Raw genomic sequence first — 15544 nt, 5'->3', positions numbered from 1 at the left:
ATATCACACATGATTAGGAAAATCACTTATTTTCAACTAACTTCGGAAAGAACCAAAAAACACTTGACAAATCGCTCAAAATTTGCAGCGAAGCCGATTGATTATACTTTATTTCAATCGACTGGAGGCGATTTCTTTGTTACCTACTAATCCTGGCGGTCACTCCGCCTATCAGGATACTTTCGTATCCGATTTCCTTAAGTTTTATCCTGATCCCTTTGTGCTCCCTAAAAGCACTTGGGATTATATCGTGCAGTTCTGGTATCTCGATCTTTCACCTACGGATTCCATTATGCAGGACTGCTACTCTGTTTTTGGTCCTGAACCCAGGCTTCCTTCCTATATGCTGCGTTCCTACCTGCTTGCTTTGAAACTAAAAGTGACTTCTATCACTGTTTGGTGCCGCATGCTCAAGGAAACTCCCCTTTATGCCATCCTCAGCGGTTTCTCTTTCGGTGATACCCCTGGCGTCGGTACTTTTTATGATTTCTTTTCCCGCATCTGGCAGGATGACTCCAACAACCTTTCCCCGAAAGACCGGTTCCCTAAGATAAAGAAAACTCTCAAAGGCAAAAAGAAAGGCGATAAGACTCCCTGTGACTCTTCCAGCACGGCTTCCAAACTCCTGCCCCTGCTGGAACGCTGGCAGTTAAAGCCGGAAAATCCGTTTTCCCTTATTTTCCAGCTCTACAGGCAGCAGTTCCTGGATCTTTCTATCCGCAAGGGACTGATCGCTTCGGACCATCTGGCACTTGCCGGTGACGGCACGCCTGTCCGCACTGCCGCCCAGCAGCGAAAAAAGCGCATATGTGACTGTAAGGAAAAAGGCTGTTCTTCCTGTAACTGTAAACGCCATTACTCCCAGCCTGACTGTAACTGGGGATGGGACTCCCACCGCGAATGCTATTTCTTTGGTTACCACCTCTACATGTATGTGGCTTCCGATTCCTACAGCGATCTCCCTGTATTTCCACTTTTGGAACGGGCTTCCCGGCATTACATGCTTTCGTTTCTCCATTCCTTTTTCACAATGAATGCATACCTCCCGGAATTCCGTATTGAAAAGCTCCTCCTGGATTCTGCCCATGACGCTTACCCTGTTTATGAATACTGCAGACAGGAAGATATCACGCCGTTTATTGACCTCAATCCCGGACATACCGGGCATTTTACCTATAAGGACGAATTCACAAGCGATGACGATGGTGTCCCTGTCTGTAAGTTAGGCTTACGTATGCATAAAGATGGATATGAAGCCGCCAAACGCCGGGCTAAATACCGGCGCCCCAAGTCCAACCGTAAACGCGGCTGCTTCTGCGAGCGTCCCTGTTCACCGGCTAAATACGGCAGAACCGTACATATCGTTACCGATGACAATCCAAGGTTATTTAACATACCGCCAAGGGACTCTAAAGCATGGGAAAAGGAATATAACAGGAGAACTTCCGTGGAGCGCTCCAACAAGCGCGAGAAAGAGGACTATAAATTAGAAGACGGCAGGCACCGCTCTACGAAGATGTGGCACTGCCGCCTCTACGGCATCATGATGCTCCAACACCTTGACGCCTGGGAAATGCCCTCTGCTGAGGCATTTCAAGAATCATTATTAGGATTAGCCGCCTAATAATAATATCTTAAGCAATCCCATAAGATTTTTCAAGGCATAGTACCCGCTATGTCCAATGTTTATGTCCATCTTTCTCTAATTTCTTTTCCTGCACGATATTCAGCTGTCAATTTTCAGTTGGAATCTCATTCATTGAGATTCCGAGAAGTTATAAAATTATCTGGAAGACATGGAACACCGTCTGAAACCTACCACAATGGAGAATAAACGGTTTATCATCGAAGGCAAGCTGCTCCCCTACTTCGGCAGGCTGAAAGTGTGCGATATTGATACCATTAAAATCCGAAAATGGCAAAATGAGTTGATTTCATATCGGGGCGAGGACGGAAAACCATTTTCCCAAACATATTTAAAAACGGTAAACAACCAGCTTTCGGCGCTGATGAATTATGCTGTGTCCCATTACCACCTTGCATTCAATCCCTGCAAGGCCGCCGGCAGTATGGGGAAAAGCAAAGCAGAGGAAATGCACATCTGGACACAGGAACAATATGAACAGTTCTCCGGCGCCATCCAGAAATCATCCGTAAAACTGGCTTTTGATATGCTGTTTTATACCGGGATGCGGTCCGGGGAGCTGCTGGCACTCACTCCTGCAGACATTCTTCCCTCTAAGCGGGTGGATATCAACAAGAATTATGCAAAAGTAAAGGGGGAGGAACTGTTTCTGGAACCAAAGACGCCCAAAGCAAAGCGGTGTATCTCCATTCCGGATTTTCTGTATGATGATATTCACAAATATATATCGAAGCTTTATGGAATTGGAAAGGGAGACCGAATCTTCTATTTTACAAAATCCGCTCTGGAAAAGGAAATAAAGCGGGCATCCGAAAAGGCAGGGCTGACACCGATCCGAGTACACGACCTGCGGCACCCGTATGTCAAGCCCACGACAAAAAAAATTACAACTTTTTTTGAGGATTTCCGGGCAGCCGCATAGCTGCCCGTAGCTGCTTAATACGGTACTCATGGCTCACACCTCCTTTCCCGGTTCGCTTATCCCTAAGAAATCCTGTGTCACATATTCAATCTCGATCCGGTCTCCCGGAAAGATATAGACCTTACTGATAAGCCTGTCAATCAGGGCTTGCGTCAGTGTGTCGGCGCTGCCTACTTCCTGAACGATCTCACGCTGTTTCAGCTTTGCTTCATAATCGCTCTGTATCTGCCTGGTCTGTGCGGTAATGGCGGCATGGACATTCCTTGCCTGCACCAGATCCGCATCATATACCGCCTTGCGCTCCTGGTAGGTTTCCAGGTCAACCTCTCCAAGTGCATACTGTTCATAAAGCTGCCGTTTGCTGTCCTGGATAGAGCGCAGCTTATCTTCATGCTCGGCCTGCTGGACCGTCTGCAAATTCAGCTTATCCTTGCTGCTGTCAATCCCCAGCGCCGGACACATCTGTGCCCGGATTGTTTCAAGGACCGCCTGCTCCAGATCAGCCATTTTCACCCTTACCCCATGGCAGGGAAGGGTTTCTGCCACTTCGGAGTGACGGCAGTAAAACCATGTTCCATTTCTAAGTGACATAGCATGGTCGCAGCAGCCGCAGAATACTTTCCCGCGGAGAAGGTAGTTGCGCCGTTTTTTATTCGGAAGGGAGAAACGCCTGATCGAAGCGTTGGCTTTCTCAAACAGCTCCATGCTTACGATTGCCGGGTGGTGGTCCGGTATTTTGAACCATTCGCTTTCATCCTTTAGCTTCATGCGGCGGCTGCCGATTTCCTGTACCTTACGCTTGCCGATCACATAAGTGCCGATATACCGCTGGTCCTCCAGCATCCGCAGGACCGCCCCGCTGCTCCAGACGCCGTGTGTCCTGGACACATTATAGTGGTCTTTCCCTTTATCCCTCCGGTATTCCCCAGGGGTGGGGATATTCATGGCATACAGTTTCCGCGTGATCCCGGCGGCAGTATTGCCGTCAGCCGCCCATTCAAATATCTGCCGGACAATCCCTGCGACATCCCCGTCCGGCTCCATGCGCCCGTCTGCGCTCTTGCGGTAGCCATAGGGACAGATGACGCTCTGGTATTCGCCCCGGCGCATCTTTGCGTATTTGGCGCTTTTCGTTTTCATGGACATATCCCGGCTGTAACATTCGCTGATAAGATACTTAAAGGCAACGTCAATCCCTCCGGTATCTCCTTTGAAATTGGCGGTGTCAAAATCATCACTGACCGAGATAAACCGGGTATGGTAGAGCGGAAACACCCGCTCAATGAAATAGCCGGTCTCAATGCTGTTACGGCCAAACCGGGAGAGGTCTTTTACGATGATACAGTCGATCTTCCCGGCCTGGACCATCGTCAAAAGCTCCTGTACCGCAGGGCGCTCAAAATTCGTACCCGTATGGCCGTTATCAACAAATTCCAGCACTTCGCCGTTATCCCATTCCGGCAGCGACATGGCCTTTTCCCGGAGGATCAGCTTTTGGTTGGGAATACTCAAACTCTCGGTCTTAAAGTCCTCCACGGACAGACGGATATAAAGGGCGATCACATATTTTTTGTGCATGGTTCCACCGCCTTTCCCTGGAATTCACTCTTGAAGCGGAAAGTTACATGGATATTCCGCTCATGGTCGATTTCGATCCGCTCAATCAGCCGGTCAATCAGTTCTGCCGTAAGCGCATGGTCTTGTGTCAGCGATTTCGCATCCTTTTCCATTGCCCGGTAGCGCACAAGCCGGCTGTCCAGGGCGTCCATATCTTTTTCAAGCGCCTCAATCTCGCCGGACAGTGTACGGATGGATTCCTCATAATCCGCTTTCAGCTCAAAGTATTCCTCGTTTGTTAAGATACCCTGGACGAAGTTCTCATACAGTCCGCGGATCAGCCGGCGTTTCTTTTCGGTTTCCTGCCGCCTGGCCGACATCTGGGTTTTCAGCCTGTCTTTGTCCTTTTTCTGTTTTGCCTCCAGCTGAAAGAGGGGGAGGGACATTCCCAGGGCAACAGACAGCTCTTTTTCCAGAATAGCTGTGACCGTGGCGATAAGCTCCGTTTCCTGCATCATCACGCCTTTACAGCTATCCTTTGCCACACGGCTGTTGGTGAGGCAGTGGAACCAGTAAACATCCGGCCCTTTCTTGCGCTCGGCGCGCTGCCGGTGGAGGCTCCTGCCGCAGTCGGCACAGAACACCTTCCCCTTGAAAATGTTTGGGGTGTAGGGCCGCTTTGGGACCGCCCGGCTTTCCTCACAGATTTGTTTCCGGTATTCCTGCACCGCTGTAAAGAGCTCATAACTGATGATTGGTTCATGGGTGCGTCTTGCAATAATCAGGTTGTCCTCCCCGGCCTTAACCTGCTGATGGTCCACGATCTTTGTCTTTCCCTGCACCAGATCGCCGGTGTAGACCTCGCTTTCCAGAATCTTCATTACGGTGCGTGTCTGCCATTTCCCGCTCCCGATCAGGCCAGGGCTGGTGATCTCCCCGGTGGATTTTTTGTAATGGCTGGGCGCTGTGATCCCCATTTCATTCAGGTTGCGGACGATACGGTTCAGCGCCACATGCCCATGCGCCCACTCAAAAATCTGCCTTACGACAGGGGCGGTATCTTCATCGATCAGCAGTTTATGGCAGTTGTCCGGGTCTTTGCGGTATCCGTATGGCGCCCGTGCGCCGATATAATCGCCGTCTTTCATGGCCTGCCTTGCCTGGGCCTTGATCTTCCTGCCAATGTCCAATGCGTAAGCCTCGTTTATCATATTTTTCAGGGGAAGCATAATACCGCTGTGGAGGCTGCCGGGGTCTGCCGTGTCAAACTGGTCCGTGACCGCAATAAAACGGACGTTGTGGGTATGGAAATACTGTTCGATATAATAACCGGTATCAATGGAATTCCGTCCCAACCGGGAGAGGTCCTTGACAATCACACAGTCAATATGGCCCGCCTCGATATCAGAAAGCATCTGCTGGAAACCGGGGCGGTGGAAGTTTGTACCCGTCGCCCCATTGTCGATATAGGTATCATAGACAACGAAATCCGGTTTGTCCGCAAGGAAATCATTCAGCACCAGCTTTTGGTTTTCTACGGAGCAGCCCCGCTTTTTATTATCCTCCACAGAAAGACGGATATAGAGCGCCACATACACATATAAAGACGGGGCCGGCATGGGAGCCGCCGTCTGTTTCCTGCTCTTTCTTGCCATTTAGCCCACCTTCCTTTCTTTGCCCTGTACGGCAATCTGTTCCGCCAGGGAGACCGCCTTCTGGTATTCATCCTGGTAATTAAATTCAATGTGCAGCTCGTCTTTCCCCATTACCCGTATGCTGCGGATAAGCTGCATGACCGCCCTCCGGTCAATTTCCTCCATCGTGGAGAATTGCATAAAGTGGTTGATCCAGCGGTTCCGCTCGCTGCGGTTCTCCAGTACGTCCGTCAGCTTTTCGTTCCACTCGGCAACCGCTTTCTGCAGCAGTTCAATATCTGCATTGTATTTCCGCTTATAGGAGAGGAATTCTTCTTTGGTGAGAATCCCGCTCACCAGGTTTTCATAGAGTTTTGCCTTGAAACCCTCAACCTGCGCCATACGTTTCTCATTTGCTTTGATCTGCCCGGCGTATTCCTGGGCCAGTTCCCGGTTGATCCGCTCCTGGCTGATACTGGACAGCAGCGCATCCAGGGAAGCCACATTTTCAATATGCCCTTTCAGGCTGCCCTGCACGCACTCGATCAGGTCGGACTCTTTCACCATGACGGAAGATTTACACCCGTTCTTTTTGCCGGTAGGACAATAATAATAGTGGTATTCCTTATCCTTATAGCGGTTGGTCTTGCGCGTCATACGGCAGCCGCAGCAGCCGCAGATCAAAATGCCGGAGAACAGGTAGACTTTATCCGATTTTGGAGATGTCCGGGTATCAATCCTGCGGAGGCGCTGCACCAGGTCAAAATCATGTTTCTGGATGATCGCCTCATGGGTACCCTCCACACGGACCCATTCAGAGGAAGGTCTGTCCTCACGTTCTTTCAGCTTGAAGTGGGGCGTGGTCTGTTTTCCCTGTACCAGCGTTCCGGTATAGGTTTCATCCTGCAAAATGCGGATGATCGTTGTGGCAGACCATTTACAATCTTTACGGTCCGTATAGCCGCCTTTGGCGTGGGGCATCCCATGGTTGCGCTTATAAGCCAGCGGTGAGAGAATGCCCATGCGGTTCAGTTCGTCCGCAATATGGGAAGCGCTGAACCCCTCCAGCCGCTTTCTGAAAATATCCCGCACTACATTGGCAGCGTACCCGTCAACCTCCAGGCTCTTGTGTTTGTCGCCAGCTTTGATATAGCCGTAGATGGTAAAGGCTCCTACAAAATCCCCGCTGCGCCGCTTCACTTCCAAGGCGCTCCGGGTCTTGACGGAAATGTCCCGGCTGTATGCCTCGTTCATAATGTTTTTTACCGATACGGTAAGGTCATCGGCAGCGTCATTCTCCGTGTCCACGTTATCATTGATGGCGATAAAGCGGACGCCGTAGGCCGGAAATACCCGGCGCATATAGCGGCCGGTCTCTATGTATTCACGACCCAGGCGGGAGAGGTCTTTGACGATCACACAGTTGGCCTCGCCCTGCTCGATCATCCGCATCATTTCCTGAAATGCCGGGCGGTCAAAGAGGACCCCGCTGTAACCGTCGTCAATCTTTTCTGCCACGACTTCAATCTCCGGGTGCCGGGCAATATAATCATCAATCAGCCGCCGCTGGTTGGCGACGCTGTCGCTTTCCACCGTCTTATCATCGGTATAAGAAAGACGGATGTACTTAATGGCTTTGTAAACCTGCATAAAAAAACACTCCTTTCATTGCGCAGAAAAATCCCCGCAATCCAAGAAGTGTGGCTGTGCCGTATTCAATTCCTTTTCCAGTTCTTATTGTACCACGCCCCTGCGGGAAAGTCAGCCCTTTTCCTAAAATAATCCGGTTCACCGTAAGATTCCCTTGATACATTCCTCCAGGGTAGCGCCGCCTGCGGCAAAGCTGGCCTGTACGGTGAACCGCCCGCATTTGAAGCGGTAAGGGTCTTTGATCTGCTGAACAAATTCGGCAATCCGTTCCTCACGGGAAAGCTCCTTATCAACGGCAACCTCCCGGATGTCCACCAGTGCGTCGGTTCTGCCGGTAACAACCGTATTCTCCATAATACCAACTCCTTCCTGAAAATTTCTGGCTATCGAAACCACATGAATAAGTCGGGCCTGCGCTCTTACAGTCACAGACCCGGCCCATTGTATCTGATTTCGATCAGCTGCCGTATTTGCCACGCTCCCCCGGCAAGCCCTGGCTTTCCAGGGCGGGGCTGTTACAGGCTGCGGATAGCGTCACCGCATCATAGCCCCGCATACGCCGCCGCTTTGCCAGAGCAAGCAAACGCCGCAGGAACTCTCCCCAAGTCTTTAGGGAGCCGTGAAGAAGTACCATTGTGATCTGCGTCGTTGTCGCGCCCGGCCTGCCACAGCCGGTTTCGTGGGTAGCGTTTACCGCTCGGACAGCCTGGATTCATCACCTCCTTAGGCTGCCTGTCACCGCGCCGCCCCATCTGCCGCTCGGAACACAGAATGAAGTACCTGTAACAGCGTGTATTCGGTTGTCAAGGAGCAAGCGAGGGGCGTGGCAGTTATGACAGTTTTTCAGTTGGGGCGGGCCGGAGCATGTGCTGTACGGCCACACCCGCCAGGCTTGTCCTGCCGGATAAATATGTCCCTCTATTATTCATTTCATTTTTGAGGGTTATTTTCGGGGGCAGGATTAAATTTCTTCCAGAATTTTTTTCAGGCGTCGGAGTCCGCGCTGGATTCCTTCATGCACGGAGCTTACCGCCGAGTGTTCGCTTTTGGCAATTTCGGAAAGGCTCATTCCCAACAGATAGTGCGAGCATATCCGGTTCCGCTGCTTTTCAGGCAACAGGGTAATGGCCCGGTACAGCCGCCCATGTTCTTCCTCATGGATCAGAATATCTTCCGGCGCAAGCACGACCACAAGGGCATCACGTTCAACATTCTTATCATAGTCCAGAGAAAAATATGCCTTATGCCGGTATGTACGCAGGAAATGGGCTGCCTCGCTTAATTTATATTCCCGGAGCAGGTCGGCCACCTCGTCCGGCACTTCAACAATATTATCTTTCGTATAGAACGGGTAATAGTCCCGCAGATTGATTTCTTTCATGTGTAATTCCTCCGATTTCGATTTTTTTAGTTGATAGGCAAAATCGAAATCAGAGGGTGGGGAGCGACACCCCGGACTATCACCTGCAACAGAGGCAGCAGGAAAGTTTGTCTGTTTTGTAGATAAGAAAAGAGCGCGTACCCGTTTTGTTACAGGCGCGCGCTTAATGGAACATTTTGCTGATTGCTGGGAGAAAAAATAAAAATATGTCGATACAAAAAGTGCCGCAGCTTTTTGAACTGCGGCACTAAAATATATTTGGCTATTTTTTTGTCGTTTCCTGTGAAAATATAGGACTTTTCTAATGTGCATGTCTGCCCCCATATCTGGGGGAGTATAAATGGATTTGTCACTATACTTTGATATATCCCCCAACCTGTTACATGGGGGATATTATACAGGGGCATATTCGCTTTTTATCGCCAGCCTTTCCCGGTAATGTCCTAAAAATGCCATAAATTTATCTGTCATATTCCAGCATCAAATTTATAACCGACGCCTCGCACACTGATAACATATTCAGGTGCTTCAGGTGCAATTTGAAGTTTCTGGCGAAGGCGGCTCAACAGATTATGGATTGTTTTTGGAGTAACGTCAATATATTCTTCGCCCCAAACATGGTAAGCTATGGTCTCAAAGGTCAATACCCGTTTCTTGTTGACAATCAGTAAGTGGAGTGCATCGAATTCTTTAGCTGTTAATTCTATCTCCTGACTGCCGACACACACCGTTCTTTCTTCCAGGCAAAAATACAGATCACCTTCCCGGATTTCCAATAATGGTTGAACTGAACCATTCTGGAAACCGTGACATTTAGAAACAGTACATAGGAAAATATCGGGAAAATCACTCAGATTTTCTCTATTAAGAATATACTGCAATAAATCTTTCTGCTGCTCTGTATCAAGCAAAGCAAACAATTTTTCTCCAATTTGTCTGCCGGATTCAGATATATCCAATACGGCTAATTTCCCATGTCACCACCTCCTTCAAATCAACTTTATTTCAAGATTTTTACCATTATTTTGAATCTTCAACAAAATACATAATTCTCCGTATCAGCTCTGGAATATTTATACCTCAAAATCCTCTGATTTGAAATTACAATAATATCTTCCCTTAGTCGCTGTAAATTTTAATACGCAATAGTCAGGGTCAGTCACTCCTTCTTTATAATACGCAGTATCGCCATCTTGCCAAATTCGCTCTTTTGCCTCTGCGGTTTCCAGCACTTCCATTGTTCCAATCAGACTAATACCGCGGAAGAAGCGTTTATCAATAAAATAAACGCTTGCTTTGCTGTTCTTCTTGAAATACTTTACTTTATTTGAAGACGTATTCGTCGAAAACCAAATTGTCTTAATTCCGTTTCTTTCTCTAGGTTTTAGCATTGCCTTTGTAATTGGATAACCGTTATCATCTACATAGGCGATAAAACTTGTACTTGCCTTATCAATAATTTTTCCGATAGTTTCTTCTGGATTTCTCATCATAATAAATTTCCTCCTAAACTGTGATTTTTCAGTATGCCAAACTGTGATTGCGCACCTATTCATCGGCTCTGCGTCTATGCGTCTGGCTCTGTGATAATGTTTTGTTCTCCCCTATAAACACCGATTATGCAGTCATTTACTTGTTTAATATAGCATAAACAAAAGTGTCTTTCCAAATTGGATTGTTATTATCATCTTTCCAAAAATAAACATTTTGTTTATAATGTGCTTCTCTTTCAAAACCTAATCTTTCAAGTAGTTTCCATGAATTCAAATTACATGGGTCACATTCAGCAAAAATTCTATGTATCCCTTCAGAAAATGCCTTCTTTATTAAAGCCGTACAACTTTCCTTAGCATATCCTTGTCCCCAATATTGTTTATTAAATACATACCCAATTTCAAGAGATTCAAATTCTCTTTTTCCGAGATACACATTTCCAATCATTTTACCATTAGATTTTAATTCAACTGCAATCATTTCCTCGGTTGAAATTCTCCAATCAAGATTTCCTTCCACCTCACTAATATTCATTGGTTTATATGGTTCATGTTTTACCACTTCTTCATCAGATAAATATTCATACAAATCTTGTAAATCCTCTTTACAATATCTTCTTAAAATCAATCTATCCGTTTCTGTAATAACTTTCTTTTCTGCCATCATATTTACCTCACTAAATTCCCGATTTGTTTATTCGTCCATCAGGTATTATCTGTTTAGAAGTTTTGTCAAATCCTCAATAGAAGCGTCCATTTTCACAGAGACTTCTTCCATTGTCATGCCGGAAGCAAGAAAACGCTTTATCACCATTTTCATATCCTCGCCGACCTCTATGATATGCCCGTCCAAATCGTAAAACCGGATCACCCGTTGACCCCAGCTATGCTCGATCACTTCTCCCAGATATTCAATATCCGGGTATTCTTTCAACTTGTTCAAAAAACCGTCAAAGTCCTGTTCCTCAAAGACGATTTCCGCATTGTTGGATTTCTTTAATACCTTTTCTTTTGGCAGATCTACAAGCCAGTCAAAATCCTGCTGCAATGCCAGGCCGCAGGTAAAAGCAATATTTCTGCCATAATCCTGGAACACCTCTAATCCGAACAAATCCTCATAAAATTTTCTTGAGGCGTTAATGTCGGCCACCGATATAAGCGTACATACATGTTTCATGCAAATACTCCTTTCAAACTGTGGTTTCCCATTTCCACAAAAGGTGATCTATCATTATCTGTAAGTCCAACTGAATTTGTCACTGACCTTCTCGGTTGAACATTTATTATACCATAGAGCAGCCTGTATCTCTACTTTTTTATATCCGGTTTTGTCCAAGATTTGTCCTGTTTTTGTCCAAGATCAGCCCTACGGGTATTTCCCGCAGTTCTTTCCGAAATTGATGCGCAAACCGGATGGCCCTAACCGTGCCTCCTTTTTCCCTCCCGTCATACACAGCGATCACCCGGTCTGAGTGTTCGACCATGTAGCGGTTCCGGTGGGAATAGACGCTGGGGTGGCATTTCTCCTGCATAACAACAACATCCGCGCAGGCCTCCAGCATTTCATAAGTCCGGCCCTTTGCCATCAGGCTGTCCAGGCGCTTTTGATAGGGAATGACAGCAATCAGCTCCAGCGCCGGATTTGTCTTTTTCTTTTCCAGCACAATCTCGGCAAAATACTGGTCCACGCCGTCAGCAAAACCGCTCATAAAGCGGGTAAACCCGTCCGCAACCGCTGAATCAATTTCACGCCGCAGGGCTGCCTTTACATGGTTAATCTCTTTCTGTGGTAAATCTCTGTGCCCGGTGACACAACAAGTCTTTCCTTCCATTTCTATTCCTCCATCCGATAGGCGTTATTCTTCACTTTCCACATTGTAATAGATTTAATTTAGCAAGTCAACGAAAACACCCTTTTTCCCTTTGCGAATAATGCGAGGGTGTGAGGTACAATCTATTACAGAATAGGAGGTGAAGGCGATGTATGAAGATTTTGTCCCGGAACGGCTGGCAAAGCTGCGGACACAGAAAGGTGTATCTGCGCGCGATATGTCCTTATCGTTAGGACAGGCAAACAACTACATCAACAACATTGAAAACAAAAAGTCACTTCCCGCCATGCAGTCCTTCTTCTATATCTGCGAATATTTAGGCGTAACACCGCAGGAATTCTTTGATGAGGGTAACACCTGCCCCGAAGCCTTGCGGGAATTTATCACAGAGGCGAAACAGCTCGACTCCAAATCCATGCAGTATATCCTCGGTATTATGAAAGAACTCAATAGCAGAAAGTAAGCGGTCACGGTGCTGGCCGCTTTATTTGTAAATTTTTTTCGTACCCCTTGCATAAATCCCTCAAAGTGGATATACTATAAGTAAGAAAGTGAGAATTTCCTACTTTCAAACTCAAAGCAAAGGAGATGATCGTATGCTGGCCGAATTGCGTCAAAAAGCCCAGGTCACAATTCCAAAGGAAATCATCGTTAAACTCGGTCTGTCCGAAGGTGATAAACTGGACATCTTCGAGAAGGACGGCTCCATCTGCATTATGCCGGTGGTTGTCTACCCCAAAAAATATTTAAGCGAGCTTAAAGAAGAAATCGGGGATGTAAAAGCAAAAATCGCATCCGGGGAGCAGCCTGTCTTTGACAGCGTGGACGCCCTGTTTGACAAATTGGAGGCGGAATGATGGCGTATGAGTTTACCTTTACGCCCCGTTTCCAAAAGCATTTTAAGGGCCTGACCGCACAGGAAAAGAAGCAGCTTAAAAACAAGCTGGAACTTCTGGCCGAAAATCCTTCCCACCCGTCGCTGCGCACCAAACGCATCCAGGGAACCACGAACCTTTTTGAGTGCAGCGTCAACATGGACATCCGCATTATCTGGTATTACGAAGGCGACAAAATGATCATCCTGGTGGACGTAGGGCATCACGACATATTAAAGCAGTTTTAAGCAGCAGGGCGGTACGCTATGACAGTGTACCGCCTTTTTCTGCCTTTCTTTTATTGTACCCTGCAATCCTCCCGATATGCCCAATCCCACTACCGGCGATAATTCCCTAATTACTCTCTAAAAGTCACTTTTTTATTTTCCTGTACTTCCAAATCCGCCTGTGCCGCGCTGCTCGCCAAGCTCTGAAACAAAATCTGCGATCACAACCGGTGTAATTACAAGCTGGCCCACGCGGGAGCCTTTGGAAAGTTCCTGCGGTTTGTTACTTACATTACTGATAATGGCATGAATTTCCCCACGATAGCCGGAATCCACAGGTGGCAGCTCGCAGACCAGCCCTTTTACCGCCATGCTGGTGCGCGGAAACACATAGCCCGCATAGCCGTCCGGCACTTCAATCCCAAACCCAAGGGGAACCTTTGCAATCTCACCCGGCTGCAAGGTACAGTCATAGGGCATGTAGACATCCGCGCCGGCATCGTTCCCATGCGGACGGAATGGGCGGCGGTCCTCCGGCACGCCAAAGTCGATCAGTTTGATCTTCATTCGCTGCCCCCTTCCCAAAGCGCCGGATAGTCCGTTTTCAGAAGATTCTCCGGCGTCATGTCCGTACCTATTTTTCTGCCGCATGTCATCTTCCCCTCCAGGCATTTGTCCCGCTGGCAGAACGGCCCTGTAAGACCGGGAGCAAACAGCGCCGGGCTCAATATATAAAGCTCCTGCCAGATTTTCAGGAGCACGATCCGGGTCTCGTCCGTATTGCGCCGGCATACCCGCTGGCCGATGATATGTTTCCATTGATAGGGTGTGGCGCTGATAATCAGCACATTCCGAAGCCCCTGGGGTGTGGCATATCCTGCCGCGTCATGGCCCACGCCGGCATTACATAACCGCTCATAGCAATCCATACCTTTGCGACAGCTTTTTAAGTACAATTCCCGGACCGCAGCCGAGGCGGCCAGAATCTCATAGGGTACGGCAAAATCTGCCTGCCCTGCATAATTACTGTACTGTAAGGACGCGCTCATATACTTTACCTCGTTCTGGTGTCTGGTGATCTGTGCCAGAAAGCGCCGGCTTGCTCCTACAACGGCAACGGTAATGACCGCAAATTTCTGTACCGTCGGGTGCGGGAGGCTCCCGATTACCGCCACGGTGTCCCCGCTGAACGATTTTTCATAAAGGGCCATCAGGTCGTCCATTGTGGCGATCCGGTGGCCCCTCTGGGTGAGCCGGGCGGCAAAGACCATGTTCTTCTCGGCCTCCTGTACCGCCTGGCAGTTCAATATTTTTACTTCAATCCTGTTGATTGGTATGTCCCTCCTTTACAATAGCCTTCAATAAGAACAGATAGTTGAGGCTGTCAGTGATCTTTTCATTCCATGTGCCTATACCGTAATCCGTATCACCGTCAAAGCACATGTCATACAGGGAGACGATATGCTTCGCCAGCATCCCGGCAAGGGCACGCTCCGGCGTGGTGTGCTGCAAAGCTGCCGCCGCCTTAAAAGCTCCCAGCCGGTCCGTATCGTCCCCAGTGTATTCTTTGGTTTTCTTTTGCAGAATGTCAGCGCAGAGCCGCACCTGCTCGTCAAATACGGCATTGACTTCCTGTTGTGTGATATGGCATCCCTCCTTTGAAAAATGGTTTGTCCCGAATACTGTATGGAATCCGGGACAGTTTTACTTGAAGCAGAACAAAATACGCATTATATCCCTTATCCGCTGCATTTCAGGCGCTCGGCAGATAAATCCAGTCGTGCATCAGGCACACGCTGGGTTCGTCCTCCCTGGGTACCATGTGGTAGGTACATTCCCCGTACACGGTCCGCTTGTCCTCAATCTCCATGCCATACGCCTTATAGAAGCGGTATTCCAGGTTGGAAATGATACAGCGGAGCGTCTGCAGCGCCTCCCGCTGTGAGGTCACGATCAAATCCCGGTCAATGCTGCGCTTTAAGAACAGCAGGGATTTATAAAGCTGTACCTCCGTCCGGTAAGGGCGGCAGTCCATATGTTCCAGCCAGCCGCTAAAAGCCACCGGCCCGCTCTGGATCACATCACGCTCCGGGTGGTAATACTCGTAGCAGTCCAGGTTCGCCGTATTCAGAAGATAGAGCATTTCCCGGACCTCATTTTTCGGCATATCATAGAACCGCAAAAGGGAGCGGTACAGATGGACATAGCCGGGTATCGAAACAATGGCATTCACCATAAAAAATCCTCCTAAATAGCAGGTGCGGGAGCAGACCGCCCCCGCACCGGTTTCCAATATTCTTGTTAATTGTTTACAGCCGCCAGCTTTCC

The 15544-nt window shown here is 48.3% G+C and carries 20 protein-coding genes; 5 read left to right on the top strand and 15 right to left on the bottom strand.

All coding sequences use genetic code 11. The features are described 5' to 3' along the window. Positions 1-136: 136 nt before the first annotated feature. Both E5329_RS30080 and E5329_RS25180 read left to right on the top strand, forming a co-directional pair. Positions 137-1624, top strand: coding sequence for a hypothetical protein (locus E5329_RS30080; protein ID WP_168356769.1), 1488 nt, complete (start codon positions 137-139; stop codon positions 1622-1624). Between the two features lie 172 nt (positions 1625-1796). Then, positions 1797-2567: a tyrosine-type recombinase/integrase gene (locus tag E5329_RS25180; protein ID WP_275443724.1), complete on the top strand. Its 771-nt coding sequence runs from the start codon at positions 1797-1799 to the stop codon at positions 2565-2567. A gap of 33 nt (positions 2568-2600) precedes the next feature. Here the strand turns inward: E5329_RS25180 and E5329_RS25175 are convergent, their stop codons facing one another. The 11 genes from E5329_RS25175 to E5329_RS25125 form a co-directional block, all read right to left on the bottom strand. Next, positions 2601-4145: a recombinase family protein gene (locus E5329_RS25175; protein ID WP_135991991.1), complete on the bottom strand. Its 1545-nt coding sequence runs from the start codon at positions 4143-4145 to the stop codon at positions 2601-2603. After that, positions 4127-5779, bottom strand: coding sequence for a recombinase family protein (locus tag E5329_RS25170; RefSeq protein WP_135975183.1), 1653 nt, complete (start codon positions 5777-5779; stop codon positions 4127-4129). Before E5329_RS25170 ends, E5329_RS25175 begins: the two co-directional genes overlap by 19 nt. Next, the gene (locus tag E5329_RS25165) at positions 5780-7408 is read right to left on the bottom strand and encodes a recombinase family protein (protein WP_135991990.1); all 1629 of its coding nucleotides are present in this window, start codon (positions 7406-7408) and stop codon (positions 5780-5782) included. A 138-nt stretch (positions 7409-7546) separates the two neighbouring features. Next, positions 7547-7762, bottom strand: coding sequence for a DUF6870 family protein (locus tag E5329_RS25160; RefSeq protein WP_132226431.1), 216 nt, complete (start codon positions 7760-7762; stop codon positions 7547-7549). Positions 7763-7865: 103 nt separating this feature from the next. Continuing rightward, on the bottom strand, positions 7866-8042 hold the full coding sequence (locus tag E5329_RS30075) for a hypothetical protein (RefSeq protein WP_168356768.1): 177 nt from the start codon (positions 8040-8042) through the stop codon (positions 7866-7868). Between the two features lie 327 nt (positions 8043-8369). Then, a complete protein-coding gene (locus E5329_RS25150; RefSeq protein ID WP_016217843.1) occupies positions 8370-8789 on the bottom strand; it encodes a sigma-70 family RNA polymerase sigma factor in 420 nt (139 codons plus the stop codon). A gap of 467 nt (positions 8790-9256) precedes the next feature. Beyond that, the gene (locus E5329_RS25145; RefSeq protein WP_022745526.1) at positions 9257-9748 is read right to left on the bottom strand and encodes a winged helix-turn-helix domain-containing protein; all 492 of its coding nucleotides are present in this window, start codon (positions 9746-9748) and stop codon (positions 9257-9259) included. A gap of 114 nt (positions 9749-9862) precedes the next feature. After that, positions 9863-10282 (bottom strand): pyridoxamine 5'-phosphate oxidase family protein, encoded by a 420-nt coding sequence (locus E5329_RS25140; RefSeq protein ID WP_004055990.1) that lies wholly within the window; start codon positions 10280-10282, stop codon positions 9863-9865. Between the two features lie 136 nt (positions 10283-10418). Further along, positions 10419-10949 carry a GNAT family N-acetyltransferase gene (locus E5329_RS25135; protein WP_330572349.1) on the bottom strand — a complete coding sequence of 177 codons (531 nt, stop codon included), beginning with the start codon at positions 10947-10949 and terminating at the stop codon, positions 10419-10421. Positions 10950-10994: 45 nt separating this feature from the next. Then, positions 10995-11459 carry a VOC family protein gene (locus E5329_RS25130; RefSeq protein ID WP_135991988.1) on the bottom strand — a complete coding sequence of 155 codons (465 nt, stop codon included), beginning with the start codon at positions 11457-11459 and terminating at the stop codon, positions 10995-10997. Positions 11460-11598: 139 nt separating this feature from the next. After that, a complete protein-coding gene (locus E5329_RS25125) occupies positions 11599-12114 on the bottom strand; it encodes an SLOG family protein (protein ID WP_029467762.1) in 516 nt (171 codons plus the stop codon). 148 nt (positions 12115-12262) lie between these two features. Between E5329_RS25125 and E5329_RS25120 the strand changes: the two genes are divergently transcribed. The 3 genes from E5329_RS25120 to E5329_RS25110 all read left to right on the top strand — a co-directional run bounded on the left by E5329_RS25120 (position 12263) and on the right by E5329_RS25110 (position 13237). Further along, positions 12263-12577 (top strand): helix-turn-helix domain-containing protein, encoded by a 315-nt coding sequence (locus E5329_RS25120; protein ID WP_135991987.1) that lies wholly within the window; start codon positions 12263-12265, stop codon positions 12575-12577. A 133-nt stretch (positions 12578-12710) separates the two neighbouring features. Further along, on the top strand, positions 12711-12971 hold the full coding sequence (locus E5329_RS25115) for an AbrB/MazE/SpoVT family DNA-binding domain-containing protein (protein ID WP_033143531.1): 261 nt from the start codon (positions 12711-12713) through the stop codon (positions 12969-12971). Next, positions 12968-13237, top strand: coding sequence for a type II toxin-antitoxin system RelE/ParE family toxin (locus E5329_RS25110; RefSeq protein ID WP_330572348.1), 270 nt, complete (start codon positions 12968-12970; stop codon positions 13235-13237). Before E5329_RS25115 ends, E5329_RS25110 begins: the two co-directional genes overlap by 4 nt. 132 nt (positions 13238-13369) lie before the next feature. On the opposite strand, the gene E5329_RS25105 is transcribed toward E5329_RS25110, so the two are convergent. The 4 genes from E5329_RS25105 to E5329_RS25090 all read right to left on the bottom strand — a co-directional run. Continuing rightward, complete coding sequence (locus E5329_RS25105; RefSeq protein WP_120484349.1) at positions 13370-13783, bottom strand: dUTP diphosphatase; 414 nt, start codon at positions 13781-13783, stop codon at positions 13370-13372. Next, entirely contained in the window at positions 13780-14487 is a 708-nt protein-coding gene (locus tag E5329_RS25100) for an FAD-dependent thymidylate synthase (protein ID WP_120484356.1), read from the bottom strand. Before E5329_RS25100 ends, E5329_RS25105 begins: the two co-directional genes overlap by 4 nt. Before the next feature lie 46 nt (positions 14488-14533). Beyond that, the gene (locus tag E5329_RS25095; RefSeq protein WP_120484350.1) at positions 14534-14821 is read right to left on the bottom strand and encodes a hypothetical protein; all 288 of its coding nucleotides are present in this window, start codon (positions 14819-14821) and stop codon (positions 14534-14536) included. Between the two features lie 148 nt (positions 14822-14969). Beyond that, the coding region (locus E5329_RS25090; protein WP_330572346.1) for a hypothetical protein at positions 14970-15544 on the bottom strand (575 nt) is incomplete at its 5' end.

The sequence above is a fragment of the Petralouisia muris genome (genome assembly GCF_004793545.1).
GTDB lineage: Bacteria > Bacillota > Clostridia > Lachnospirales > Lachnospiraceae > Petralouisia > Petralouisia muris.
Note: the sequence above shows the minus strand (reverse complement) of the source record. Positions and strands in the feature narration are given on the sequence as shown.